Source organism: Marinomonas sp. BSi20584 (assembly GCF_002792415.1).
GTDB lineage: Bacteria > Pseudomonadota > Gammaproteobacteria > Pseudomonadales > Marinomonadaceae > Marinomonas > Marinomonas polaris.
This window is the reverse complement of record NZ_KZ454892.1, coordinates 39,758-64,957: the sequence shown is the minus strand read 5'-3', so window position 1 is coordinate 64,957 and position 25,200 is coordinate 39,758. Positions and strand designations below refer to the sequence as shown.

At 43.6% G+C, this 25,200-nt stretch carries 20 protein-coding genes and 1 pseudogene; 8 read left to right on the top strand and 13 right to left on the bottom strand.

Annotated features, from left to right (window positions below; all coding sequences use genetic code 11):
• Nucleotides 1-81 precede the first annotated feature (81 nt).
• Both TY87_RS18900 and gcvA read right to left on the bottom strand, forming a co-directional pair.
• Nucleotides 82-1,068 (bottom strand): tripartite tricarboxylate transporter substrate binding protein, encoded by a 987-nt coding sequence (locus TY87_RS18900; RefSeq protein ID WP_100188249.1) that lies wholly within the window; start codon nucleotides 1,066-1,068, stop codon nucleotides 82-84.
• A gap of 146 nt (nucleotides 1,069-1,214) precedes the next feature.
• Nucleotides 1,215-2,096, bottom strand: coding sequence for a transcriptional regulator GcvA (gene gcvA / locus TY87_RS18895; RefSeq protein ID WP_100188248.1), 882 nt, complete (start codon nucleotides 2,094-2,096; stop codon nucleotides 1,215-1,217).
• 176 nt (nucleotides 2,097-2,272) lie between these two features.
• Between gcvA and TY87_RS18890 the strand changes: the two genes are divergently transcribed.
• A complete protein-coding gene (locus TY87_RS18890; protein ID WP_100188247.1) occupies nucleotides 2,273-2,656 on the top strand; it encodes an acyl-CoA thioesterase in 384 nt (127 codons plus the stop codon).
• Between the two features lie 80 nt (nucleotides 2,657-2,736).
• Here TY87_RS18890 and pcaF read toward each other — a convergent pair whose 3' ends face one another.
• The 4 genes from pcaF to TY87_RS18870 are packed head-to-tail and all read right to left on the bottom strand — an operon-like array spanning nucleotide 2,737 to nucleotide 8,908.
• On the bottom strand, nucleotides 2,737-3,942 hold the full coding sequence (gene pcaF / locus TY87_RS18885; protein WP_100188246.1) for a 3-oxoadipyl-CoA thiolase: 1,206 nt from the start codon (nucleotides 3,940-3,942) through the stop codon (nucleotides 2,737-2,739).
• A gap of 23 nt (nucleotides 3,943-3,965) precedes the next feature.
• Nucleotides 3,966-6,011: a 3-hydroxyacyl-CoA dehydrogenase NAD-binding domain-containing protein gene (locus TY87_RS18880; protein WP_100188245.1), complete on the bottom strand. Its 2,046-nt coding sequence runs from the start codon at nucleotides 6,009-6,011 to the stop codon at nucleotides 3,966-3,968.
• Between the two features lie 9 nt (nucleotides 6,012-6,020).
• Nucleotides 6,021-8,114, bottom strand: a complete 2,094-nt coding sequence (locus tag TY87_RS18875; RefSeq protein ID WP_232617183.1) for an acetate--CoA ligase family protein — start codon at nucleotides 8,112-8,114, stop codon at nucleotides 6,021-6,023.
• Nucleotides 8,114-8,908 carry an enoyl-CoA hydratase/isomerase family protein gene (locus tag TY87_RS18870; RefSeq protein ID WP_100188244.1) on the bottom strand — a complete coding sequence of 265 codons (795 nt, stop codon included), beginning with the start codon at nucleotides 8,906-8,908 and terminating at the stop codon, nucleotides 8,114-8,116. The genes TY87_RS18875 and TY87_RS18870 overlap by 1 nt, the downstream gene beginning before the upstream one ends.
• Before the next feature lie 421 nt (nucleotides 8,909-9,329).
• Here TY87_RS18870 and TY87_RS18865 point away from each other — a divergent pair, with 421 nt between their 5' ends.
• Both TY87_RS18865 and TY87_RS18860 read left to right on the top strand, forming a co-directional pair.
• Complete coding sequence (locus TY87_RS18865; protein ID WP_100188243.1) at nucleotides 9,330-9,818, top strand: tripartite tricarboxylate transporter TctB family protein; 489 nt, start codon at nucleotides 9,330-9,332, stop codon at nucleotides 9,816-9,818.
• A gap of 9 nt (nucleotides 9,819-9,827) precedes the next feature.
• On the top strand, nucleotides 9,828-11,303 hold the full coding sequence (locus TY87_RS18860; protein ID WP_100188242.1) for a tripartite tricarboxylate transporter permease: 1,476 nt from the start codon (nucleotides 9,828-9,830) through the stop codon (nucleotides 11,301-11,303).
• Nucleotides 11,304-11,493: 190 nt separating this feature from the next.
• Here the strand turns inward: TY87_RS18860 and TY87_RS18855 are convergent, their stop codons facing one another.
• Complete coding sequence (locus tag TY87_RS18855) at nucleotides 11,494-12,186, bottom strand: substrate-binding domain-containing protein (protein ID WP_100188241.1); 693 nt, start codon at nucleotides 12,184-12,186, stop codon at nucleotides 11,494-11,496.
• Nucleotides 12,186-12,911 (bottom strand): alpha/beta fold hydrolase, encoded by a 726-nt coding sequence (locus tag TY87_RS18850; RefSeq protein WP_100188240.1) that lies wholly within the window; start codon nucleotides 12,909-12,911, stop codon nucleotides 12,186-12,188. The genes TY87_RS18855 and TY87_RS18850 overlap by 1 nt, the downstream gene beginning before the upstream one ends.
• A gap of 266 nt (nucleotides 12,912-13,177) precedes the next feature.
• On the opposite strand from TY87_RS18850, the gene TY87_RS18845 reads away from it, so the two are divergent.
• Nucleotides 13,178-13,882 (top strand): alpha/beta fold hydrolase, encoded by a 705-nt coding sequence (locus TY87_RS18845; RefSeq protein WP_100188239.1) that lies wholly within the window; start codon nucleotides 13,178-13,180, stop codon nucleotides 13,880-13,882.
• Nucleotides 13,883-13,998: 116 nt separating this feature from the next.
• On the opposite strand, the gene TY87_RS18840 is transcribed toward TY87_RS18845, so the two are convergent.
• The 4 genes from TY87_RS18840 to TY87_RS18825 form a co-directional block, all read right to left on the bottom strand.
• Nucleotides 13,999-15,084, bottom strand: a complete 1,086-nt coding sequence (locus tag TY87_RS18840) for an ABC transporter ATP-binding protein (RefSeq protein ID WP_100188238.1) — start codon at nucleotides 15,082-15,084, stop codon at nucleotides 13,999-14,001.
• A gap of 4 nt (nucleotides 15,085-15,088) precedes the next feature.
• Complete coding sequence (locus TY87_RS18835; RefSeq protein ID WP_100188237.1) at nucleotides 15,089-16,006, bottom strand: carbohydrate ABC transporter permease; 918 nt, start codon at nucleotides 16,004-16,006, stop codon at nucleotides 15,089-15,091.
• Entirely contained in the window at nucleotides 15,999-16,892 is an 894-nt protein-coding gene (locus tag TY87_RS18830) for a carbohydrate ABC transporter permease (protein WP_100188236.1), read from the bottom strand. Before TY87_RS18830 ends, TY87_RS18835 begins: the two co-directional genes overlap by 8 nt.
• Before the next feature lie 68 nt (nucleotides 16,893-16,960).
• Nucleotides 16,961-18,193 carry an ABC transporter substrate-binding protein gene (locus tag TY87_RS18825; protein WP_100188235.1) on the bottom strand — a complete coding sequence of 411 codons (1,233 nt, stop codon included), beginning with the start codon at nucleotides 18,191-18,193 and terminating at the stop codon, nucleotides 16,961-16,963.
• A gap of 514 nt (nucleotides 18,194-18,707) precedes the next feature.
• On the opposite strand from TY87_RS18825, the gene TY87_RS18820 reads away from it, so the two are divergent.
• The 4 genes from TY87_RS18820 to TY87_RS18805 all read left to right on the top strand — a co-directional run bounded on the left by TY87_RS18820 (nucleotide 18,708) and on the right by TY87_RS18805 (nucleotide 23,699).
• Complete coding sequence (locus TY87_RS18820) at nucleotides 18,708-20,408, top strand: glycoside hydrolase family 3 protein (protein ID WP_100188234.1); 1,701 nt, start codon at nucleotides 18,708-18,710, stop codon at nucleotides 20,406-20,408.
• Nucleotides 20,409-20,688: 280 nt separating this feature from the next.
• Nucleotides 20,689-21,687, top strand: coding sequence for a Bug family tripartite tricarboxylate transporter substrate binding protein (locus TY87_RS18815; RefSeq protein ID WP_198432135.1), 999 nt, complete (start codon nucleotides 20,689-20,691; stop codon nucleotides 21,685-21,687).
• A 121-nt stretch (nucleotides 21,688-21,808) separates the two neighbouring features.
• Complete coding sequence (locus tag TY87_RS18810; protein ID WP_100188233.1) at nucleotides 21,809-23,002, top strand: CaiB/BaiF CoA transferase family protein; 1,194 nt, start codon at nucleotides 21,809-21,811, stop codon at nucleotides 23,000-23,002.
• Nucleotides 23,003-23,180: 178 nt separating this feature from the next.
• Nucleotides 23,181-23,699, top strand: a complete 519-nt coding sequence (locus TY87_RS18805) for a sugar ABC transporter (protein WP_100188232.1) — start codon at nucleotides 23,181-23,183, stop codon at nucleotides 23,697-23,699.
• Between the two features lie 106 nt (nucleotides 23,700-23,805).
• Here TY87_RS18805 and TY87_RS18800 read toward each other — a convergent pair.
• Nucleotides 23,806-25,150 (bottom strand): annotated as a pseudogene (locus TY87_RS18800) (MFS transporter).
• Between the last annotated feature and the right edge of the window lie 50 nt (nucleotides 25,151-25,200).

The window sequence follows — 25,200 nt, the reverse complement described above, 5'->3', positions numbered from 1 at the left end:
ACTAATGCCTGCCTCATAATCATGAAGCAGGCATTAATAGCAGTAAGAATTACTGTGGTATCAAGAGGAAATCACGCAACCTTATTTAATTACGCCAGCACGTTTCAAGTTGTATTCAGCAAGATCCGAAATACGCTTAGCAGCCGCTGTATATTCATCAGGTCCTAACCAAGAATCAATGACACCTGAGTTACGTGCGTATTCTTGGTAATCTTTATCTAGCATCGCTTTGTGGAAAGCATCAGAAATTTGTTCTTGGATGTCTTTTGGAATGCCTTTTGGTCCAAACACACCACGTAGTTGCACCCAGCTATTGTCAACTTTATAACCTTGATCAGAGAAGGTTTGAATATTGTCATAGCCATCTAACTTAGTCATACCATGAACACCCAAGCCTTTAATTCGACCAGCGTCAAAGAATGATTTAGCACCACCTAAACTAGACATACCAACATCGATATGACCACCTAATAATGCTGCGACAATGTCAGGTGTTGCATTAAATGCTACCCAATTCAGATCAATCCCAGCAGCTTCAGCATACATACTCATACTTATAAACTGAGTAGAACCGATTGGTCCAAAGCCTCCAACGTTAATAGTGCGTTTTTTTGCTGCTTCTTCTAGGTCTTTCAGATTATTAATATCCGAATCAGCACGAACATACATTAGATTTTGATCTTCTTGAGTCGTTGCGATCCAAGAAAATTCATCTAAAGAAAATGTTCCCTTGAGATTATCTACCATGCTGGTAAAGGCTGTTAAAGTATTAATACCTAGTGTTTGCCCATCAGGTTTCGCTGCGCGAACACGGGACATTTGAGCTGCACCACCGCCACCAGGAGAGTTAACAACAATAATATTTTGCTTGATTTGTGGTTCTAAAGCTTTTGCTAGAGTTCGAATAAAAATATCGGATGAACCACCAGCTTTAGTATGCATATAAATAGTAACTGGCCCTGTAGGCCATTTATCTGCGGCTAATGTGCTAACACTTATCATTGCAGCACATAATGTGATAGTGATTTTCTTAGTTAGAGATTTCAGATTTTTAGTTTTTAATATCATGATCTTTCCTTCTTTCTTTTTATTAGGGATCTGAAGAACACCAAGATAATCTCATTATAGTTTTACTAGTAACACTGAACATATGTAATGGCCGCTATAACATTTCCATCACTTACTATTTAGTCATAATCAACAACGATAAAAATTTATTTTCTCATAGACTCTCTCATCCATTTTAAAAAGGTCAAAAGCGTGTCACTAGGAGCAACCTTATTGGACCAAACCAAATAATAACTTTCGCCTGTTGTATGAGAATCGGGGAACGGAGAAACTAGCTTTCCTTTAGTCAGCAACCCCTCAACAAATACTTTTACCGCAAGAGCAACTCCCATTCCCATAGCGGCAGCTTCATAAGCCGAGGAAGAGTTATCAAAACGAATTCCTTTATGGCTGTCTACCTTCACCTCTCTAGACTTTAACCAACTTTCCCAGTCATGATTTCTTGCCATAGAATGCAATAAGGTGACGTTTTGTAAGTCTTGCGGTGTATGCAACGGATTATTTGCCAAAAACTCTGGTGTACAAACAGGAATAAGTTCTATTTCAACTAATCTTTCTGCATGCAATTCAGGCCATTTTCCATAACCAGAACGAATCGCAGCATCGATATTTTGTGTTTCGAAATCTACAGGGGCAAGTGAAGAAGATAAACGGACCTCTGTTGCCTCAAAACGCTTGTGGAAGTCTGCCAACCTAGGTATCAACCAACGCTGCGAAAAAGTGGTATAGGATTGAATCGATAAAACATCACGACGCCCTCTTCGAGATACTTTTCTAGCCGCATCAGCGATATCTTGAAAAGCGGTACTGATTCCGTCGTACAGCTCTTTTCCCTCATCCGTTAATTCAATTCCACGGTGCAAACGCTTAAATAACGCAACACCAAAATAATCTTCCAGCACCTTAACCTGCCGACTCACCGCCACTTGAGAAACATTTAGATCTTCTGCCGCAGCAGTGAGACTTAGTAACCTTGCAGCAGATTCAAATGCCTTAAGAGGATTTAGAGGAGGGAGAGGATACTTCATAATAGGTACCTTAAAGCCTGAGTAGAAAAATAGAATATAAAAATATTAGCAGCCATCATTAGACATAACATTTTGTTAGTCAATACAATTATTGTAAGGCTAACAGGCAAGCACTAAAAAACTTTTTCCTCTAAAATAAATTCACTATAAACAACACCTCACGACAGAGATAAACTATGTTTCATACCACAATAATAAAACCTAGATTTTCTGAAACAGACAAACTAGGACATATAAGCAATACTGTTTTTCCTGTTTGGATGGCCGAATCACGCTCTGACTTCTGCCGCTCTGCTCTTGAAATAACACAACCTTGGGTGGTTGCTAATATTTCTATCGATTTTAAAAATGAAGTGCTTCATGGTGATGATGTTGTCATCAACACTTGCGTAGAGCGCATCGGCGGTAAGTCAGTGACTTTTTACCAGGAAATGTTTCAATACGAAAAGCGTTGTGTAGTCGGACGTACAACAGTTGTATGCATAAACAAACCGACAAAACAATCTTGTTCGTTGAACAGCAGCGACAAGGAAAAACTCCAACCCTATCTAGTCGTGTAAACCTAGGAACACATAGACTAAAAAAGCCAGCCCAAAGGGCTGGCAAACTTAGTTCTAACCACGACTGAGCAGCGCGGTTATTACACTCGTTCTATAATCAGAGCAATACCTTGACCAACACCAACACACATACTAATCAATGCATAACGTCCAGATGTCTTTTCTAGCTGATTAATAGCTGTCGTTACTAAGCGAGCACCTGATGCGCCCAGTGGATGCCCGATGGCAATCGCACCACCATTTGGGTTCACTCGAGCGTCATCGTCTTTTAAACCAAGCTGACGTGTTACGCCAAGTGCTTGAGCGGCAAACGCTTCATTCAGTTCAATCACATCCATTTGCTCAAGCGTCAAATTGGTTTGTGCCAATACCTTCTTAATGGCTGGAACGGGTCCCATGCCCATCACTCTTGGCGGTACACCCGCGACAGACATGCCAACCACTTTAGCTCTTGGCGTAAGATTGTAGTCTTTCACCGCTTGTTCATTCGCCATCAACAAGGCACACGCACCGTCATTAATACCGGATGCATTGCCCGCCGTAACTGAGCCATCAGACTTAGTCACACTGCGCAATTTCGTTAACGCTTCTAACGTCGTCTGTGGACGAGGATGTTCATCTTTAGCAAGGGTCACATCTTCTTTTTTAGGGACAGAAATAGTGACAGGAAACACTTCATTTTCGAAGAAGTTTGCTTCACTAGCCGCAGCCCAGCGCTGCTGACTACGCAATGCAAAAGCATCTTGATCTTCTCTGGAAACAACTTCTTCTTCGGCAACGTTTTCTGCTGTCTGCGGCAATGCATCCACACCATAAAGTGCTTCCATTGCTGGATTCACTAAACGCCAGCCAATGGTCGTATCTTCTAGAGCTTGGCCTCTATCGAATGGTGTCATGGCCTTTTTCATCACATAAGGTGAACGACTCATACTTTCGACACCACCAGCGATAATCAAACTTGCTTCGCCAAGGCGCAAAGTACGCGCCGCGGAACCTACCGCATCAAGTCCTGAACCACATAGACGATTTACCGTTAAGCCCGGAACAGTCTCCGGCAAGCCAGCTAAAAGGCCAGACATACGGGCGACATTACGATTGTCTTCACCCGCTTGGTTAGCACAACCGTAAACAACATCATCGACTTTCGACCAATCGACCGAAGGATTACGTTTCATTAATTCCTTGATTGGTAAAGCACCAAGATCATCAGTACGAATAGACGACAAACCGCCCATAAAACGACCAAACGGAGTACGTATCGCATCACAAATGTAAGCTTCTGACATATTTCTCACCATTAATTTTGTTGTTATTTCTTTAGTGTCTGTACCTTGCCCGCTTGGTGCCCCTTACCATTTACGTCAGCAAGATGAGCCATTAACACTGCCAACTCATCGGTAGGCATGTGACGAGCAATAAAGACTGGGCCGCCTTTCCAGCGAGGGAAGCCGTAACCATTAGTCAAAGCAATATCAATCTCTTCTGGGGTTTCGCACACTTGCTCTTCAAGAAGCAATAAAGATTCGTTGATCAAGCTGCCAATCACACGCTGCTGAATCTCTTCATCTGTAAACGCTTTAGCAACGATGCCTTTTTCTCGACGATAAGCAGTTAGCAGCTCTGCAATAAAAGTATCGGATTCTGGTTTACCATTGTCGCCATATTGATAATAACCACTGCCCGTTTTGCGGCCCAAGCGCCCGGCTTCACAGATTCGGTCTGGAATTTCAACATAACGAGACAAATGACGCGTGTCTTTCGTCTGTTCGCGCATGCGCCAAGCAATGTCCAAGCCAGACATATCAGCCACTTTAAACACGCCCATGGCAAAACCATAAGATTCTATTGCTTGATCTATTTGCTCTGGGCTAGCGCCCTCTTCCATTAGGAACTCGCACTGGCGTCGGTAAGCCGCATACAAACGGTTACCCACAAAGCCCCATGCATTTTTTGTCGTAATGGCTTTTTTGCCGAGCTTTTTCGCAAAAACCATCGCTTTATTAAAGGTTTCTTGACTGGTTGAAGCGATTTTCACCACTTCCAATAACGACATGATATGAGCTGGACTGAAGAAATGCAGACCCAAAACCCGTTCGGGATGTTGAATACCAGCAAAAATCTCATCCACATCAAGGTATGACGTATTTGTTGCCAACAAAGCATCAGCACGAACGATATTTGCCAAATTACTAAACAAGGATTTTTTCGCGTCTAAACTTTCAATAATCGCTTCAACGGCAAGATCCACATCTTTAAGAAGAGTCAGATCCGACGAAGTATGAAGTTTATTCAAACACTGAGCTTTTTTATCTTCTGTTAGTTTGCCGCGCTTAACCGCACCATCCAACTCAGACAAAATTCGTGTTTTACCTGCTTCAAGAGCTTGTTCATTGATCTCAACCAGAAAGACTTCATAGCCAGACATAAGCGCATTCAAACAAATACCGCTGCCCATTGTGCCAGCGCCGATGACACCCACTCGTTCAATAGGCGAGTCTGTTGCTGTTTTTTTGCCTAAGCCATTTTCGACGAAAAACAAATAACGCAAAGCCTGAGCTGGCAGGCTACCACGAAGTTTTAAGAAAATTTCACGTTCCAACGCCACACCATCAGCAAAACTCAAGCTGGATGTTTTGGCTAGTAAATCTGCCGCGGCGTGAGCCGATGGCAAGCCTCTTGAACGTTTTAGCAAACCTTTCGATTGAACCGCAAAATCATCATGGTCATAACCAGGAATATTGCGCTCACTAAGGCGTTGCTTAGACAAAGGTGTCTCTAAAGCAGAAAGAAGCTGAATCACCTCATCGATCGAATCCTGGCCGATAAGCGTGTGAACAAGACCACGGCTTAGGGCTTCTTCTGCACTAATTGGCTTACCTGAAACAACCATATCCAAAGCGTGTAACATACCAATAGCACGGGGCAAGCGTTGTGTACCGCCAGCGCCCGGCACTATGCCAACAGACACCTCAGGAAGCCCCAACTTCGCACCTTTTACGGCGATTCGATAGTCACTTGCCAATGCCAATTCAAGGCCACCGCCAAGGGTAAAACCCTTGACGATAGCAACAACTGGTAACGGAAACTGTTCAATAGCCTGAGTCACTTGAGGCAAGGTTGGCTCAGTCGGCTCGTTTTCCAATTCATTCAAATCGGCGCCAGCCATCAAGCAACGGCCTTCACCTTGCAGAATAACCCCATCAACAGCGTCAACATTGACTTGTGCCAAACGCGCCAAAATGCCTTTTCGCACAGCATCCGTACTGGCGTTGACAGGTGGATTATTAATGGTCACCACGGCAAAATTTTGAACTATTTGCAGTGATACAGGATACTGATCGATAAGTTGCGTCATAGCCCCTCCTTATTTGTTCTCTTCAAGAACAATAACTGCGTCTGCTGCAACAACACCTGATCCCGCTTTCAACACAAACAATGGGTTGATTTCAGCCGTCACAAGTCGATCACCTAAGCTGGCAATAAAGTTGGAGAAGTTTACGATCACTTCTGCAAGCGCTTTGGTATCTCGCAATGCGGCACCACGATAACCATCTAAAAGTGGCCACGAAGTAAGATCTCGCATCATATTTTCTGCTTGTTTCAGGCTTATCCCTTTGCCTTTTTCTAGCAAACGAATCGTCGTATCTTTATACAATTCAGCCGCAACACCACCAGCACCCAATAAAATTGAAACACCAAGTGCGTCTCGGTTTGCTCCGAGAATCAACTCGTAGCCACCAGATACCATTTCTTCAATCAGGAATGCTTCAGGCTCATTGCCAGTATGTTTAGCAACCGCTTGTTTCATTGCAGTTAGCGCATTGGCGATAGTCGTTTCATCTTGGAACAAAGCTACGCCGCCGATATCACTCTTGTGCATTAGGTTGGCATCAAGCACTTTTAAAACAACAGGTGCTTTCAATGCTTTCACGGCTGCCAAGGCTTCGGCTTCATTTTTAACCACTCGGCTCTTCGGTACACTAATACCTGCGCTGCTGAAAAGTGCTTTTGCCTGAACTTCATCAAAACTACTGTCACTAAAAGCTGGCGCTGTAGAAACCACTGCCGCCTCTTTATCTTCTAATGCTGCCAACGCTTCTGGACGAACACGGTACAAAGCTTCCAATCCCGCACTGCAACTTTCAGGAGAAGTAAAACTTGGAATACCTGCTTTATTAAGGCGCTGCAAAGTATCTGGCGCATTTGGACTAACATAAGTAATAACAGGCTTATCGCTGCAAGGTAGGCAATCCTGAATCGCACTCACCACAAGATCTGGCATCGCTAAACCTGAAGAACCAATAATCACCACCAACGCATCGTAGCTTTTACTTTCTAACAAAATAGTAATGGCTTTACGAAGCAAGTCTGGCTGTAGGCCCGCCAAGGTTACGTCAATTGGGTTACGGTCAAGAACGGTTGGTGTATCGCCTTGAATAGCCCGTAAACGCTCAGCAGTATCTTCATCCGGTACCGGCGTTTCAAAATCCACCATACCCAAGGCATCTGATACCAATGTACCGGCACCACCAGTCGAAGTGAGAATAGCCACGCGACGGCCATGCATAATGCGGTCATTGGTCAACGCTGCTGGGATATCAATTAGCTCATCAAAAGTATTCGCGCGAATCACACCTAGCTGTTTAAAGAAGGCGTCGTAGACATTGTCTTCACCCGCAAGTGCGCCAGTATGGGAACTCGCCGCACGAGCTCCGGCTTCGGAACGGCCAATTTTAAAAGCAACAATAGGTTTACCAGCACGACTCGCCTTTAATGCTGCTTCGCGGAAACGGTCTGGATTACGAATGGTTTCAAGGTATAAAGCGATGACTTTAGTATGTTCATCGTCTACCAAGTATTCCACAAAGTCAGACACTTCTAGGTCCACTTCGTTACTGGTTGATACCAAAGAAGATAGGCCAATGCCCTTGCCTGCGGCACGAGACAATAAAGCCCCCAATACACCACCACTTTGAGAAACAACGGCTATGTTACCCACTGGCAAATCAGCCACTTCTAGTGCGCCACTGGCAGACAGAGGGATTTTGTTCGTTAGGTTAATAAGACCAATCGTGTTTGGCCCAAGAATGCGCATATCACCAGCAGCATCAAGCAACTCTTGTTGCATATTCAGGCCATCGTCACCTGCTTCGGCAAAACCACTCGCCAAAACAACCGCGGCTTTACAACCTAGTTTGCTTAAAGAGCGAACGGCATCAATGCTTCTTTTCGCACCCAACAATACCAAAGCAACATCCGGTGCCGCTGGAATATCATCTATGGATTGATAGCATTTCAGACCTTGAATTTCAGTGGCTTTTGGATTCACTGGGTAAATATCACCTGTAAAGCCATGTTTTAGTAAATAAGAAACTGGGCGACCAGAGGTTTTGCTTGGATCAGCAGAAGCACCAATTACCGCGACACTTTTTGGGTTTAACAAGGCGTCCATATGCATTATTTATCTCCTGCTGCGCGATCAAGAAAAGCTTGAACAGACTGACGGTGCTCAAAAGAGGTATAACAAATACCTTGAGCTTTACTACCTTCAGCGAACACTTGGTGTTCAGACATCTCGTAGCTTTTATTCAGAATGGATTTAGTTAACGCAATAGCCGTTCTTGAACCATTGCTCATTTCTTCGGCCATTTCGATTGCCTTATCAAGCAGCTCATCAGATTCACAAATTCGATCTGCAATACCTAATTCCAAAGCTTCTGCCTGCGCCACTTTACGGCCACTAAAAATCAAATCTTTGGCTTTACTTAAACCAACACGGCGCGGTAGGAAATACAAACCACCACCATCAGGCACCAAACCACGGGCGATATAAGCCCATGTGAAACTGGCGTAAGGTGCAGCAACAATAAAGTCACAAGACAAAGCAAAGTCAGCACCCAGACCTGCAGCTGCACCGTTTACCGCGGCAACAGTAGGAATAGGTAAATTAAGCAGTAAGCTGGCAGCATAATGAACGCCTTGCTGACGATCCCAACCATTAAAACCTACCGTCGATAAATCTGCTTCCATTCTGACTTTCATGCCAGCAATGTCACCGCCAGCACAAAAACCTTTACCTTCACCTGTTACCACTAAGGCTTTGATATTTTTATCTGACCGGATATTAAGAAGATGCTGCACAAGCTCCGCGCGCATCGCATCGCTCATGGCGTTGCGTTTTTCTGGACGGTTGAGTGTAAGTATTGCAATGTTATTCTTGGTTTCAAACTTAACCAGAGGTGACTGACTCATAATAGCCTCGTTTATTTTAAACTTATTTATTTTTGAGGAAGGCCAAAACATAGTCTGGCCAAGGAACCATTCAATTGTTGAATGAAACCCTTATAAGTCGCAATTGAGCATCCATTAACACAAACCTAACTAAATGTTAGTCAAAAAAAGTATTCGAAATGACTCTTTAAAATAAAAACAAATCCTCCTAAGATCCCTCCCAACAAAAGCTGTGCCCTAACCTAATAAATAGTTAGTTTTGTCCTTTAACCTCTTGAGTCATAGTAATTGAGTACTTATGGCAAGAACTAGAACAATGGAATGACCCTACTTCCATAGCCATTTGAAAAACAATAATAATTCGATTGTCTGTTACCCAAGTCGCCTTTTCAGATTACATTCTGAATAGACAAAGATGGGTTAGGAGATAAAGAGGACTAAAATGAAAAAAACAAATGACACACACACCTCAGACCATCAATTTAGGCTGCCTTTCAGTATATTAGAGGTCATTATCAGTGTATCTGTACTGATTATTGGCATCTTTTATTTAATTGAAACATTACCTTTAGCATCTATGGCATCTGGCTCTCAAGTAGGACCTGGAGGCTTCCCTTTAGGAATTGCTATCATCACGGTAACACTTACATCTCTACTGTTTATAAGCAGTGTGATTAAGCTTGTAAAACAAACAGATTCACATCATGTGACTTTCCACCGTTTTATCTATGTGCTGATTAGTACTGGCATCATTGTATTAATCGGAGGCAATTTAGAATCCCTCGGGGCATTTTTCGGCACATGGATAATGGCCACAGGCATCATGTTTTGCTGCGGAGAAAGAGGTCTACGACTGTTTATTCTCCCACCTTGCATTGGCGCGGCCATTTACGTCATTTTTGTCATCGCCCTTGGCGTTTACTTTCCATAGGATGTAATTATGTTTGATAATTTATTAATGGGTTTTCATGCGTTTGCTGATCCCTATGTTTTTCTAGGACTTTTAGTCGGTGCATTTTTAGGTTATCTAATTGGTGCTATTCCAGGCTTAGGACCAACTTTAGGTGTCTCACTTCTTATTCCGTTCACCTACAGCGTAGACCCTCTTGTCGCGGTGGTAACACTCGTATCACTTTACGCAGCAGCAGAATACGGCGGCGCAATCTCCGCCATACTAATTAACTCTCCTGGTACAGCGGCGGCGGTTGCTACCTCTTGGGATGGCTACCCTCTTACTCAAAAAGGGAAAGCTGGGGTTGCTCTTAACATTTCCATTATCTCGTCTGGTATTGGTATTTTAGTAAGCACCATTTTGCTTTTCTTCACTGCGGTACCATTGTCCGAGTTTGCCTTAAACTTTGGTCCCGAGGCTTACTTCTCTCTTGCATTAATGGGGCTTAGTTTAGTCTCTATTTTTGCTTCAGGTTCGCTTTTAAAAGGCGGCATTGCGATGATGATAGGTTTAGGCTTAGCAACCATTGGCCTTGATGCACAAACCGGTGTGCCGCGCTTTGCTTTTAATCCTGAATTCTTTGAAGGCTTACCTCTAGTACCTGCTTTGCTAGGTCTATTCGCCTTGTCTGAAGTATTGTTTATGATTGAACAATCTCGTCAGCAACCGCACAAAAGCAGTACCATGAGCGGTATTTTTGTTGTGCCATTCAGCGTCTACTACAAATTGAAATACACATTATTACGTAGCTCACTTATTGGTTATATTATTGGCATCATTCCTGGAGCGGGTGCTTCTATTGCTTCATTCTTGTCTTATGGTGTTGCAAAGCGCGTATCAAAAACACCTGACGAATTTGGCAAAGGTAGTCTGGAAGGTATTTCAGCGTCTGAGTCAGCAAATAATGCTGCCGTTTCTGGTGCGCTTGCCCCTCTACTCGCTTTAGGTATCCCAGGCTCACCAACCACAGCAATTATTATTGGTGCTTTGATGATTCATGGTATTCAACCAGGGCCGTTATTGTTCACAATGAACCCAGAAGTACCATTCACCATCTTTGCTTCACTGTGGATTAGTGTGCCAATCATGGTGCTAATTGGTCTTCTCGGGGCAAAATATTGGGCAAAAGTCGCAGATGTACCACGTTCCATTCTAGCGGCAATCGTGACTTGTATTTGTTTGATGGGCGCTTACTCTTCCGAAAACTCCATGTTCCCTGTCTACATTACGATTGCATTTGGCTTGCTTGGTTATATTTTCCGCAAAGCGGATATTCCACTAGCACCTATCGTATTGGCATTGGTATTGGGTGAAATGCTTGAAACAAACTTCCGTCGTGCTGTGGTTATCTCTGGTGGAGACTATTGGGTCTTCTTCCAAAAACCACTGTCACTAATCTTACTTTCTGTGGCTATTATTTCTTTCCTAATACCTTTTGTTAAATGGATTAGAAGCAAAATTTAACCCTTTAATTCAGGTCATCTTTTACCAAAGATGACCTGAATTTTTCCTTCTTGTGCCCTTTCCGTCTCATCCAATCTATTATTTTTCTTTCCCTAAATCTCACACTGATTTAAATCCACAACAAAAATCTACCAAACCTTTTTTAAAAAGATTCGGTTGATCATTGCGAAATACTTGAAATGATAGGAAATTAACAGATTGGAGTTAATCCATGAGCGCGTAAAATAGACGAACTTAATACAGAACAAATTTCATCTGCGAGCGAATTTAAAGAGATTGAAGTTTGAGAATGCGGAACAGCAACCAGTGTGAGCCATGTGTCATTGCGTGCTAAATCGGTCAGCTTGTCAATAATCTTGATTCCCTGCACATCTAACAATTCGGCTTTTTGCTGAAAACCAATATCAACAAGCCCTTCAGCCACAGCAGCTCCAACCGAACGATCCGAGAACTCCACCACCTTGTCTACTGAACCACCTTTCCGTAGAAGCTTAGGCAGCAATTCATCACGAAAAAAACGTCCACTACCAGCCGCGGAAATACCAATGGAAGAAGCCTTTAACAAGGCCTGCCATAAATTCTCATCCGATGATAAATCTGGCGATTGAGATGCTTCAGAAACGCAAAAAGCAACTGTAGAGGCAAAAATTGGAACAGCCACCCCCTTCAAGTGACCTGCTACAATTGCCTTGTGCGCCAAAGCCATAGGGAGAATAACAAAGTCAGCAGAATCACCTTGCTCGATTCGACTGGTGATACTGGTAGATGATACGCCCGTAGCCGGCCCATACTCGAACACGTACTGTCCTTCCATTCTCTTGGCAAATTCATCTAACGCAGAAGAGAATGCCGCAGGCGCTAAAATACGCGCAGGGCTATTCATCACAACATTCGCTCAAGTAAGGCAACAACAGCATCTGGATCATCAATCATAGGATCATGGCCGCAATTTTCCATTACCAGCGTTTCCCAAGTTGGATCTTTTTGGCAACGCTCAAGTGCCGCATCAAAACGTGGCTGCGGAAACAAGGGTGCACGAACATAAAGTTTTTTCGCGACTCTTTCACGCGCACCAGTCAGCTCAAGTGCTTGAAAAGACACACCTATCGGTTGTTGTGTAATTTTAGAATCAACCCATTCGGCATCTTCTGGCGACTGAATTTTAAGCGCGGCAGAGGTTGGACCAGGACGGGAAACGTCACCACGTTTCTGAGCTTCTTCAAATGCTGCCGTTTGTTGCTCGTTCAAAAAGTCCATACCACGCTGACCATTATCAGGAAGGAATGCATCCAAATAAACAATAGCTGACACACGCTCCTCAAGTTTTTCAATAGCACCACTCACCACCCAGCCAGAGTAAGAATGACCAACAAGAACTACGTCCGTTAAATCTTCCCACTTCACCACGTTGACTACATCGTCTATGTGAGTTTGTAGGCTGATATCAGCACTCATTAAATGTGAACGCTCGCCTAATCCTGTTAGCGTCGGTGTAAAAACTCGGTGGCCCTTAGCATGAAGCTGATCTCTCACTTTCTTCCACATCCATCCGCCATGACCCGCACCATGAACCAAAACAAAATCACGACCATTATTTGCAGTTACCATTTCGACTCCTTGTTGTTTTTATATTGGTGCCAACCCTAATTAATAAAGACCGACACAAGGCACGACGGTATTCAAGTAAGCAATTAAACACCGTCAAGGTTGATAAATCAGTTTAAAATGATGATTTGCAGGTAACAACAAATGATAGAGTGGCTAACCCATCAATTTGTTTGCCTGAACCTAACAATTGATCAGGTCATAAAGCAAAGAAAGATTGTTACCCTTGAAGAAGTATTTTTAAGACAGTCAACAATTAGGATAATCATATGACGACACTTATTACCGTACCCGGCATCATGTCAGACTCACGCACATGGGCTCCTGTAGCTGACGCTCTTAAAGGTTATGTAGAGAAAGTTCATACGGCAGATACCAGTAAAGACGACACCCTTGAAGCCATGGCTGCCCGAGCACTAAGTGACACTCAAGGTGACTTAATCGTTATCGCTCATTCCATGGGCGGTCGTGTTGCAATGGAAATGGGCAAACAAGTACCAGAACGAATTAAAGCCATGGTGTTGTCTAGCACAGGCGCTGAAGGTCCTGGCACAAATGAAAAAGCCCACCGTGAAACTCGTATTGCCGAAGCCAATGCAGACATGAAAGCTTACGCACGTAACTGGGCACCAAAAGTTTTGTCTAGCGACAACGCAAAAAATGAAGAACTGATTGCCAGTGTACGAGCCATGGTGGAAGACTGTTCGGCTGAGGTTCACGAACGCCAAAACCTTGCACTACTTCATCGTCCAGATGCGACCCAATACATCGGCAAATTTTCGTTTCCTGTGCTTTTAATCACCGGCGCAGAAGATCACCTTTCTACTGAAGCCGTTCACAGTGCTATTGCCGCACAAATCCCAGGTGCTAAATCCTTGGTATTGGCGAACTCTGGTCACCTACTTCCATTCGAGCAACCTGTTGTTGTTTCTCAAACAATCCAAGAATGGCTAAAAGAAAAAGCCGTTATATAAAATACTTGGCGACCTTTACGCTAACAAAAAAATACCGCATCTATCGCGGTATTTTTTTGTTATAAAAAAGCCAGCACCACAAACATGGCGCAGGCTTTATTGTGTTACGCGATCACTTACACTCGCAACTCTTCAACTTTATCGAACAACGAAGCTCGGGCCGGATCAAAACCAATACGGATTACGTCATTACTAACAACGGGAACCTGTCCCTCAACACGGAAGCGAATCGGAGTGCCATCCAATGAAGACCAAACCAGTGTTTCAGACCCCATTGGCTCAACCAATTCGGCACGAACTTCAAAACTAACAAGAGACGCATCAGCCGCTTCACCAATAACGATATGTTCTGGTCGAATCCCAAACCAAACCTCACCGCTAAAGTCAGAGCGCGCAAACTCATATTCCGCCAGTGAAATGGACTTCCCTGCGATAGTAACCGAAGGGCTAGCAGTATTCTCCAACTTAGTATCAAAAAAGTTCATCGAAGGCGAGCCGATAAAGTCCGCGACATATTTGTTAGCTGGCTTATTGTATATCACGCTTGGTGTATCCAATTGCATCACCACGCCACCTTTCATAATGGCAATCCTATCAGCAAGAGTCATTGCTTCAACCTGATCATGCGTCACATAAATCATTGTGTTCTGCAGTGTCTGATGAAGACGCTTAATCTCAACACGCAAATCAGCACGTAATTTTGCATCAAGATTTGAAAGCGGCTCATCGAATAGAAACACATCAACATCACGAACCAAAGCACGCCCAATCGCTACACGTTGGCGCTGACCACCAGAAAGCGCAGCAGGTTTACGTTTTAACAAAGGCTCTAACTGCAGAACTTCCGCCGCTCTTGCCACACGCTTTTTGATTTCGTCCTTTGGCATTTTGGCATTTTTCAGGCCAAAGGTAAGATTCCCTTCAACGGTCATTTGTGGATAAAGGGCATACGACTGAAACACCATGCCAATACCACGATCAGAAGGTTCAGCCCATGTCACATTGTGACCATTAATATGAATGCTGCCTTCTGTTGGCTCTAAAAGACCAGCAATACAATTTAGTAAAGTCGACTTACCACAACCCGACGACCCGAGAAGTACAAGAAATTCGCCTTGGCCGATGTCTAAATTAAGTTCACGTAACACAGACACATTGCCGAAATCTAACTTAAGATTCTGAATAGATACACTTGGTTGCATAATATTATCCTTTCACCGCGCCAGCAGCGATGCCGCGCACAAAGAGCTTACCAGAGAGAAAATAAATGGTGAGTGGAACAATGCCTGACAAAAGTGTTGCTGCCATGTTTACATTGTACTCTTTCACACCTGTCACGGAGTTAACGATGTTATTGAGTTGGACTGTCATTGGGTAATTATCCGGTCTAGTAAAAATCACCCCAAAGAGGAAGTCATTCCAGATTGCCGTTGTTTGAAGGATCACTGCCACAACAAAAATAGGCATGGACATTGGCACCATGATTTTAAAGAAAATCGTCCAAAATTTTGCGCCATCAACACGAGCCGCTTTAAACAGTTCTTCTGGAACAGAAGAAAAATAGTTGCGAAATAACAGTGTTAAAATAGGCATACCAAAAATAGTATGAACAAGAATCAAGCCACCAAGCTCACCGTAAAGACCCACTTCACGCAATAAAACTACGATTGGATAAATCATCACTTGATAAGGAATAAACGCACCAATCACCAAAATAGTGAAGAATACGTTTGCACCTTTAAAACGCCACATAGAAAGGGCATAACCATTAACAGACGCCACAGCAATCGAAAGCAGAACAGACGGCACAGTGATCATCACCGAGTTCCAAAAGCCACGAGACATCCCTTCACAGTTCAAGCCCGTACACACCGTTGACCAAGCTTTCACCCAAGGCTCGAACGTAATGTCCATCGGCGGTGCAAAAATGCTGCCCATTTGAATTTCTGGCAAGCCTTTTAATGACGTCATCAACATCACGTAAACCGGCAACAAATAATAAATAGCAAGCACAACTAATACGCTATAAATCATAATGTTACGATTAGAAAATATCGGGCGAGGTTTCGCGCCTGAAGCATGTGCTGGACTTGGGCGTTGCATATTTTTCGTTGCATCAAGCATTTTTCTTTCCTCCAAATTCAAGGTAGGCCCAAGGGATAATGACAAAAACGACCGCGACGAGCATCATGGTTGATGCGGCGAAACCTTGAGCAAGGTTTTGCGATACAAACATAGCGTCAAAGACAAATTTTGCGGGCACTTCAGAAGCCAAGCCTGGACCACCACCCGTTTGGGCAATAACCAAGTCATACAATTTAATAATGGCAGAGGTCACAAGAACCAATGTCGTGACAAAAACTGGGCGCATCATCGGAATAACAACCACAAGATAGGTTTTCCAAGCTGGAATACCATCAACCTTTGTCGCTTTCCAAATATCTTCGTCAATGCCACGAAGTCCGGCTAACATGAGACACATTACCAACCCGCTGGTATGCCACAGACCAGCAATCAGAACGCCATACAACACCGTATTCGGGTTATACAAAGGGTCAAAAGTGAAATTTTCAAAGCCTAAGCCGCGCACCGCATTCTGTATCCCATACTCAGGGTTCAGAATCCATTGCCAAACCAAACCGGTCACAATAAAACTCAGTGCGTAGGGGTAAAGAAAAATGGTACGAAAACCATCTTCGAATCGAATCTTTTGGTCAATCAAGGCGGCAAGCAAAAAGCCTATAACTAACGCAAGAATCAACATAAGAATCCCGTAAACCGCTAGGTTTTCGATGGATATTATCCAGCGACGAGATTCCCAAAGCCGTTCATATTGCGCAAGGCCAACCCACTTACTAGAAGGCAAAAGACGCGAATTAGTAAAAGAATATACAACTGTCCAGACAGAGCATCCTAAAAAAATCACCAGTGCAGTGAGTACCATCGGAATGGCTGCTATTTTTGCACTAAGATTCTTAAATAACCCTGACGGTTTTCCGCTTTGCAGCATTGGAAACCCTCCAAATTAAATAATGGGAATAAGCGCGATGCCATACAAAGCCTTCGCGCTGTCAGGACCTAGTCAGCCGAGCTAATAATGCTGGCAAACTCTTTTTGAGCTTGTTCTGGGGTAAAGCTAGGATCCGCAAAAAATTCAACCATCAGATCGGTGACTCGACCCACAGTGTCTGGAGAAACCATGGTATTAATGGATTCGACAATATGGCCTTGTTTGAGGATTTCTATGCCTTTTTTCATGCAAGGAGTAGCGTCAGATAAATCGACATCTCGGCGTATAGGGAGTGCGCCTTTAGCCTTAGTAAATGCGGCTTGTGTTTCTGGATTAACAATGACGCTCGCGAGAGCATTTTGTGCCTTAATCGTTTCAGCATCATCGACTTTAGGGAAGTAGAATGCATCGCCAGCAGCGGTAATATACTCATTCACACCAAGACCCGCGACACAGGTAAAATCATCGCCTGCTTTTAAGCCGGCTTGAGTAAATTCACCTTGCACCCAATCGCCCATAATTTGACCACCAGCTCGACCATCAATAACAAGACGTGTGGCTTCGTTCCAAGCTTGCACATTGGAACCTTTCATCAAATCACGTGCTTCGTCAGCCGCTTTAAACACTTTAGCGACGTCTTTACCAGCAGCATAGTCGGCATCAAGCTTGCCATACACACGCTCAAACAACTCAGGCCCACCAATAGAAACCATCAGCACATTGAACATAAGTTGCTTCTGCCAAGACTGCTGGCCTTGAGCCAAAGGAATGATGCCTTTCTCACGCAGCTTAGGTGCAGAGGCGACAAACTCACTCCAGTTTTGTGGAATAGCAAGACCGTTATTGGTATAAACCGAATTATTCAGCCAAAGCCATTGTTGAGAATGAATATTGGAGGGCACACAATACAACTTACCTTCGAAAGTACAGCTTTCTAACAAAGACTGAGGATAGATTTTCGTTTTCCATCCTTCTGCATCTGCGACCTCAGTAATGTCGCGCATTAAGCCCGCTTCAATAAGTTCTCGCATCGCCTGACTATGTGTAAATTGCGTAGCACCCATTGGGTCACCACCAATGATACGACTGGTAATAAGCGGACGAGCAATGCCTCCAGCTCCGGCGATGGCACCGTCTGTCCATGTATTACCTGTTTTTTTATAGGCATCTGCAATGACGCGAATGGCTGCTGCTTCTGATCCAGATGTCCACCAATGAGTGACCTCTAAATTTGCAGCAGAAGAGAATTGGGAAAACGCGGCCGTCAACACCCCTAGTGAAATTGCTTTTGAAACGTTCATTATAATCCTTAATTATTATTTTTCGGTAAATGTGGCTCTCTATATCTAAGCTATATCTAAGCTATATCTAAGCTATATCTAAGCTATATCTAAGCTATATCTAAGCTATATCTAAGCTATATCTAAGCTATATCTAAGCTAATCAGCGTCAATATTCATTCTTGAGAACCTCACTAACTTTTCGTTTTCAATGAAGATCACCGATTATACTAACGAGGTGCAAAAACTTTACTAGCAACCAAAAATCAGGCCAGACCAAACAATTTGTAACCTTAAACATCTCTTTCTTCACATTACGTACACAAAAGCTTAAAAACTTAACCATTAGCCGCAACAAAACAGCTGTCATCTTTATATATCAAAACGATATGTACTTATGCGCAATTAAAAGAATGAACCAATCAAAAGGTTGTCCTTATAAAATGTTTGGTCAGATCTAACTTATCAGTTGCCCGCAAGCGGATTTGTTACGTTATCCTCACAATAAATAAGAATTCTGACGAGCCCTAACAATATGAATAAAAACAGCCTTCCGTTAACAGATACGCAACTTAGCTCTGCTCCCTTTTATCTTGATACTGCTGCAATAAAATGGGTAAAAGAGAATTTCAACCAGCTTGAAATAGATGAAAAGATCGCTCAAATCATTCTTCCTATGTGTCGTGATTTATCCGAGGAAGGCCTTAGTGCCATGATTGCTTTAGGGACTGGCGGCGTGCACCGCTTTCCTAGCTATAGCGAAGAAGACTTACGTCGTTCAGCGCAGCAACTTATAGAACACAGTCCTATTCCACCACTGTTAACTGCCGATATAGAAATGTCTGAAAAAGCCAGTATCAAAGTCGGCACTTCTTTCCCAAATCAGATGACAGTTGCGGCAACAGGAGACCCACAAAATGCTTATAGAATGGGTGCCATAGCGGCTCGTGAAGCTCGATATATGGGCTTTGGAATCAGCTGGACGCCAGTGGCTGATCTTGCACTAAACTTTCGCTCTAACGCAGTTAACACTAGAAGTTTTTCTGACAAGATTGAAATGACCAACGCCTTTGTGTCTGCTTATATAGACGGCATGCACGACAATAACCTTGTAGCTTGCGTTAAACATTTTCCCGGCGATGGCTTAGATGAGCGTGATCAACACTACGTCACTACTCACAACACCATGTCTATGAAAGATTGGCGCGCTAGCTTTGGAAAAATCTACAGCACCGCCATTTTTAAAGATGTCCGCATTATTATGGCGGGCCACGTCACTCTTCCTGATTATTACTCTGAATTAGGTGAAGCCACCCTTAGTAAAGCTCATATTCCAGCGTCATTAAATGGCGATCTTCTTCATAACTTGCTCCGCAAAGAACTTGGCTACAACGGGGTTGTCGTTTCAGATGCGACGGGAATGGCTGGCTTTACTTCTTGCGGTGATAGAAAAGACATTGTGCCGCTTTGCATCGAAAATGGCTGTGACATCTTATTATTTCCTCGTGATATCAAAGAAGACATGGGATTTCTAAAAGCGGGACTTGCCAACGGCACTTTATCTGAAGAGCGCTTAAATACTGCCGTACTCAGAATATTGACATTAAAAGCGTCCATGGGACTGCATTTAAATGCACCTGCCGTACCTGATATTAGCCGTCGCAATGAACTTTTAGGTACAGAAGAACATAAAGAATGGGCAACTGAGATCGCACAAAGTGCTGTTACCTTGGTTAAAGACACCCAAAACCTGCTGCCTATTTCGCCAAAAACACATAAACGGATTCTACTGGCCGAAAGCCGTGACAGACGCAGCCCTTCTGCGGCCATGCCAGATTTAGAAATTCCCGCCATGCTGGAAGCGCTTGGATTTGAAATTACACGAGTGACTCTAGGAGAACCTTTCGACACGACAAATCAAGACATTGGTCTTTATCTCATGGCGGAAGAAGGCTTATCCGGCAAAGAGGTTCTTGGTCCACAATGGGAACGAATGCACGGGGCATTCCCTTTGACCATGCAAAGAATGTGGCAACACATTCCGACACTTTATGTCTCCCTTGGTTCGCCTTTTCTCACTTTCCATATGCCAGATTGCCCCACTTACATAAACGCTTACAGCGCCGTACTGCCCATGCAAAAGGCCGTGGTTGATGCGTTAACAGGTGTCATTCCTTTTCGGGGTGTCAGTCCAGTGGACGTGAGCTGCCAACTGCCTTTCTTCAAAATCTGTTAGAAAAAAATGAATTAGTCACCAATTAAAACGGCCGATTTATTATTAGGTAAAACTGCCGCTGCCTAATAATAAATCGGAAGAAAGTTGAGGCGAAATGAAAATGATGGCGTTCCAAAGCTCTTTTAGGACTTTTATCAAGCTAAAAATTAGGTCCCCTAACCTTTGGTAACCCAAGCCATTACTTATGGTCAGTAGCTCCATCTCTTACCTTCTGCGACTCTTTCTATGGGGAACACACCCTTCTCTTCCAACAAAAATAAACAATAAGGGAGATCATCGAATGATGGTTCATAATATATTTAAAAATACCGGTAAATTACTAAGTATTGCGACTATTGCGCTCTCCGCTACCGTTGCGACAAGCTCAGCTTACGCAGAAAGTGATTGGCCCACGGGCCCTGTAAAAATGATTATGCACACCAAAGCAGGCGGTTCGGCTGATGTGTTTATTCGCACTCTAGCGAAAAGCCTAGAACCACAAATTGGGCAAGAAATTATTGTCATCAACTCCCCGGGCGGCGGTGGTGCCAGCCAAATGGGACGAATTCGTCCAGCAGATCCAGATGGCCTGACTCTGGGCATCAACACTCTTACTCACTTCACTGGCATGTTAACCAATCTAAAAGGCACATTTGCTTTAGATGATTTTTCATGGATCGCTTCCACTCAGGAAGACGCTATCATTTTCTTTGTTAAAGAAAATTCTGACATCAAGAACATTGATGATTTGATTGCTAAAGCACGCAGCAATAATGGCAGCATCAGCATAGGTGGTTTTGGCCCAATTGGGTCCATGCAAAATATTGGCATGTCTATGTTGGCAAAATCAGCTGGTGTCGATCTTAAATGGGTCGGTTTCAATGCCACACCAGATATTATCTCTGCATTGTTGGGGGGACATGTAGATGTCGGTATTTCCAACTTGGGCGCCCTAAAATCATTTTTTGATGCCGACCGAATCAAAGGCTTAGGCGTGCTTGGCGAAAAACGTTTATCCAGCTTACCTGACGTAGCGACCATTACCGAACAAGGATATGACGTTGATAATAGTTGGTTGCAGGTTCGAGGCGTCTTTGGTCCCGCTAACATTCCGATGGAAACACAGCAAAAAATCTCCGATGCCTTCCATAAAGCCATGCAATCAGATTACTACCAACAATACGCTCGCGCGGCTGGCGTAGAAGATTCATTAATGGGACCCGAAGCTTACACCGCCTTTGTAAAAAATATCTCAAAGGTTGCGAAAGTTCAGCTAGAAGAAGCTGGTGTCTTAAAATAAATGCTACAGGTTAGCTGGATCGCTCACCATCCTAAACACCGAAAACACAGACAAGGATGTCTTTGGACAATAACAACATCAGGCTTATCTGAGACCTGATTACTAAGAGGTCAACATCCCCATGCCAAAAGCATTTGATAAAATCCGCGTAATAGACACAACCCATGTTCTTGCTGGTCCGTTTGCCAGCTATCAGCTTGCTGTTCTTGGCGCTGAAGTCATTAAAGTAGAATCGCCTGATGATCCAGACCAAGCTCGCCTACAAGGCTCAGACAGAGCATTAAACGATATCGGCATGGGGACGGCATTTATGTCACAAGCGTCCAATAAAAAAACGCTTGCTCTGGACCTAAAAACCGAAGCCGGAAAAGAAGCCATGAAGCGCCTTATTAGTACCGCCGATGTCTTTGTTGAAAACTATCGTCCAGGTGCTTTTGAAGCCCTTGGTTTAGGCTATGAAGAAATGTCTAAACTAAATCCAAAACTCATTTACTGCTCTATCTCAGCGTTTGGATCCACAGGGCCACGCCGTGAGCTAACCGCTTATGACAATATCATTCAAGGTTTTTCTGGCATGATGGCAATGACAGGCCATGGCGACGGCAGACCACTAAAAAGCGGCGCGCCTGTGGTAGATTATGCCACTGGCACCACCGCTGCGTTTGCTATTTCAACTGCTCTTTTTCAAAGAGAAAGAGAGGGTGGCAAAGGCCAATTTATCGACGTATCTATGCTGGATGTCGCCATGGTTCTCTACAGTTCTCACATAACCAGCTATATGTGGAATGGCAAACACCCTGAGGCAAAGGGCAACGTCTATCCTTTCGCTACTATTGGTTGTTATGAAGCATCGGACGTTCCTATGATGATTGCAGCATCGAACTTGGCTCAACAAAAAGCCTTATGGACCGCGCTCGAACGTGAAGACATGATCAAAACCAACAATAACCAGCGCTTAGACGGCCATGCCGAAGAAGCCGCCGTGTTAGCCAGTATTATCAAAACGCAAACGGCCGATTACTGGGAAGCATTTCTAAATGAAAGACGTATTCCTGCTGCTCGTATTCGCCGTATGGAAGAAGTCATGGCCGATCCGCAAATCGCCGCTCGTAATGCAATACAAACACTGAATGATCCAGACAGCCAAGTAAATGGCTTAAAGGTGCCAGTGTCTGCGTTTAATTTATCCAGCAGCCCAGCACAAGTGAACAAAGCCCCTCAGCCAGTCGGAGCGCAAAGCGCAGAACTGCTCAACGAGCTTGGCTACTCAGAACAAGACATCGCCAGGATGCGAGAACAAGGCGCCACAAACTAGGTATCTAGCGAAATACCATCGTATTTTTCCAAAGGGCGAACTCATTCCTGATGATTCGCCCTTTTTACCGTATAAAATACATTCAAGATAAGCATAAATTTTATCGTGACGAGGAACTTAACTCAGCGCTAGAATTCCATTTGACAGTACTTTTTCTTTTCTATCAAAGGCCATAACAATGATCTACACAGTGGAATGCTCATTCAATGATCCAGCTAAAGAAGCAGAATGGAATAAGTTTTATAGTAACGACAAACTGCCCGCACTTATTTCTGTCAACGGTTTCTTCACCTCTCAACGCTTCATTGCATTAACCAAAGACTGCCCGCGTTATCTCGCCATACACAGCATAGACGAAGCAGACGTACTAACCAGTCAACATTACAAACAAGCTGGCGGCGGTAACTTTGCTAAATGGCAAGAACACATCACAGATTGGCACCGCAATATTTACGATATGCCCAAACGAGCGCAGGCAGTGAATGACGATGAATACTTACTTTGTAGTGAGGAATCACCACAAGCTCTAATAGACCTTGGACTAGAACCCATTAGGTTAAACGCCATCGCATTAGATAAACATCCTACGCAGCGTTGGCTGGCGGTTTCAAACCAGCTCCCAATAGATGAAATCCAAGCTGGCTCGGCAAACATCCATATCTACCAAGCCATGGGAAAACAACTTAAAAGTCTTTAATAGCACAGTGATACCAAATTGATGAAGCCCTTATCATGAATTCACAAACGAAAATAAAGACGCCTATTTCTAGTGTCTTTTCGTATATCAGCTAACAAGACAATCGTTAATTCGCTGTTTTCCTATTACCTAATTCTTCTAAAATAGTAGGAAAAATTTTATCTGATTTATAGAAGAACAACACAATGAAGGTCAGTAACGTCACCACAAGCGGATACCAAATAGATACAGCTAAAATAGCAGTGATCGCGCTATCACCTTGAACAGCATCAGCGCCAACATAACCACCAGCACCTAAACCCCATCCAACCATAGCTGTTCCTAAACCAATACCGACTTTGCTTCCAAAGCTACCAGCTGAATAAACTACCCCTTCTGTACGTAACCCTGTCTTCCATTCTCCGTATTCCACAGTATCTGCCAAAATAGCAAAGAAATAGCCAATTAAAGGTGCTAAGCCAATACCTTTAATAATGGTAGAAGCGAACACCAAATCCGAGCGATAAGGGTCGATTTGAATCAATAGATAACTGACCCCCAAACATATCAAACCAAATTGGCAGGTCAAACGCTTTCCCCAACGTTTTACAATCTTAGGCATTAAGAACAAAGTCGGGAACTGTGGAACAATAAGACACAGTATTAAGGTTCCGATCGTGCTTGGATCGTTCAAAATATATTTTCCATAGTACACTGGCGTATTAAATGTTAATCCAATCACGACAAAAAATAAGGTGCCAAATAACAGTGCTAACCACCAATATTTATTGTGTACTAATGCCCCTAAGGCCGGTTTTAAGTCATGCTGCTTATGGTTCTGAGCGGTTACGTTTTCCTGTGAAGATAGAAAAGTAATCAGAAATAGTACGGCACTTATAATACTCAAAACAATAAATGCATATTGCCAACCTTGTTTGCCACCACCGAAAAACGCCACCAATGGCATCACCAATTGGCCAACTACAATCACACCAGCGTTAGCCATAAAAGCGCGAGCAATATTCAATAAAGACCGTTGGAGTGATCAAAGAATTAAGCACGCCATAAGGAATGTTGATCGCGGTATAAAACAGGCTCACCAAGTTGTAGGTTATAAAAATATACGCAACTTGTAGTGTTAAACTATCCGACTCGGGGACGAAAAAAACCAAAGCGGCCGAAATACCAAAAGGAATAGCCATCCAAAGCAGCCAAGGTCGGGCTTTACCAAATCGGCTTTTAGTGCGATCAACGATGACTCCCATGACAATATCACTCACCCCATCAAAAAGGCGTGATACCAACATAACGGTACCGACAATCGATGCGGGAATGTTGACAATATCCGTATAGAAATACACCAAGAAAAACGCAAAACCAGTAAAGATAAGATTGCTAGCAAAATCCCCAAAACCATAGCCAATACGGTTTTTAAAAGAAATATTATTCACATCCAGTGATGGGGTTCCCATTCATATACCCTTCTCCTAATGATCGTTACTGGCCTCTTCATGTAAGAGGC

What these genes read in the sequence shown, in the direction of transcription:
- TY87_RS18900 (WP_100188249.1), bottom strand. Translation starts at nt 1,068, where the DNA reads ATGATATTAAAAACTAAAAATCTGAAATCTCTAACTAAGAAAATCACT.
- gcvA (WP_100188248.1), bottom strand. Translation starts at nt 2,096, where the DNA reads ATGAAGTATCCTCTCCCTCCTCTAAATCCTCTTAAGGCATTTGAATCT.
- TY87_RS18890 (WP_100188247.1), top strand. Translation starts at nt 2,273, where the DNA reads ATGTTTCATACCACAATAATAAAACCTAGATTTTCTGAAACAGACAAA.
- pcaF (WP_100188246.1), bottom strand. Translation starts at nt 3,942, where the DNA reads ATGTCAGAAGCTTACATTTGTGATGCGATACGTACTCCGTTTGGTCGT.
- TY87_RS18880 (WP_100188245.1), bottom strand. Translation starts at nt 6,011, where the DNA reads ATGACGCAACTTATCGATCAGTATCCTGTATCACTGCAAATAGTTCAA.
- TY87_RS18875 (WP_232617183.1), bottom strand. Translation starts at nt 8,114, where the DNA reads ATGCATATGGACGCCTTGTTAAACCCAAAAAGTGTCGCGGTAATTGGT.
- TY87_RS18870 (WP_100188244.1), bottom strand. Translation starts at nt 8,908, where the DNA reads ATGAGTCAGTCACCTCTGGTTAAGTTTGAAACCAAGAATAACATTGCA.
- TY87_RS18865 (WP_100188243.1), top strand. Translation starts at nt 9,330, where the DNA reads ATGAAAAAAACAAATGACACACACACCTCAGACCATCAATTTAGGCTG.
- TY87_RS18860 (WP_100188242.1), top strand. Translation starts at nt 9,828, where the DNA reads ATGTTTGATAATTTATTAATGGGTTTTCATGCGTTTGCTGATCCCTAT.
- TY87_RS18855 (WP_100188241.1), bottom strand. Translation starts at nt 12,186, where the DNA reads ATGAATAGCCCTGCGCGTATTTTAGCGCCTGCGGCATTCTCTTCTGCG.
- TY87_RS18850 (WP_100188240.1), bottom strand. Translation starts at nt 12,911, where the DNA reads ATGGTAACTGCAAATAATGGTCGTGATTTTGTTTTGGTTCATGGTGCG.
- TY87_RS18845 (WP_100188239.1), top strand. Translation starts at nt 13,178, where the DNA reads ATGACGACACTTATTACCGTACCCGGCATCATGTCAGACTCACGCACA.
- TY87_RS18840 (WP_100188238.1), bottom strand. Translation starts at nt 15,084, where the DNA reads ATGCAACCAAGTGTATCTATTCAGAATCTTAAGTTAGATTTCGGCAAT.
- TY87_RS18835 (WP_100188237.1), bottom strand. Translation starts at nt 16,006, where the DNA reads ATGCTTGATGCAACGAAAAATATGCAACGCCCAAGTCCAGCACATGCT.
- TY87_RS18830 (WP_100188236.1), bottom strand. Translation starts at nt 16,892, where the DNA reads ATGCTGCAAAGCGGAAAACCGTCAGGGTTATTTAAGAATCTTAGTGCA.
- TY87_RS18825 (WP_100188235.1), bottom strand. Translation starts at nt 18,193, where the DNA reads ATGAACGTTTCAAAAGCAATTTCACTAGGGGTGTTGACGGCCGCGTTT.
- TY87_RS18820 (WP_100188234.1), top strand. Translation starts at nt 18,708, where the DNA reads ATGAATAAAAACAGCCTTCCGTTAACAGATACGCAACTTAGCTCTGCT.
- TY87_RS18815 (WP_198432135.1), top strand. Translation starts at nt 20,689, where the DNA reads ATGATGGTTCATAATATATTTAAAAATACCGGTAAATTACTAAGTATT.
- TY87_RS18810 (WP_100188233.1), top strand. Translation starts at nt 21,809, where the DNA reads ATGCCAAAAGCATTTGATAAAATCCGCGTAATAGACACAACCCATGTT.
- TY87_RS18805 (WP_100188232.1), top strand. Translation starts at nt 23,181, where the DNA reads ATGATCTACACAGTGGAATGCTCATTCAATGATCCAGCTAAAGAAGCA.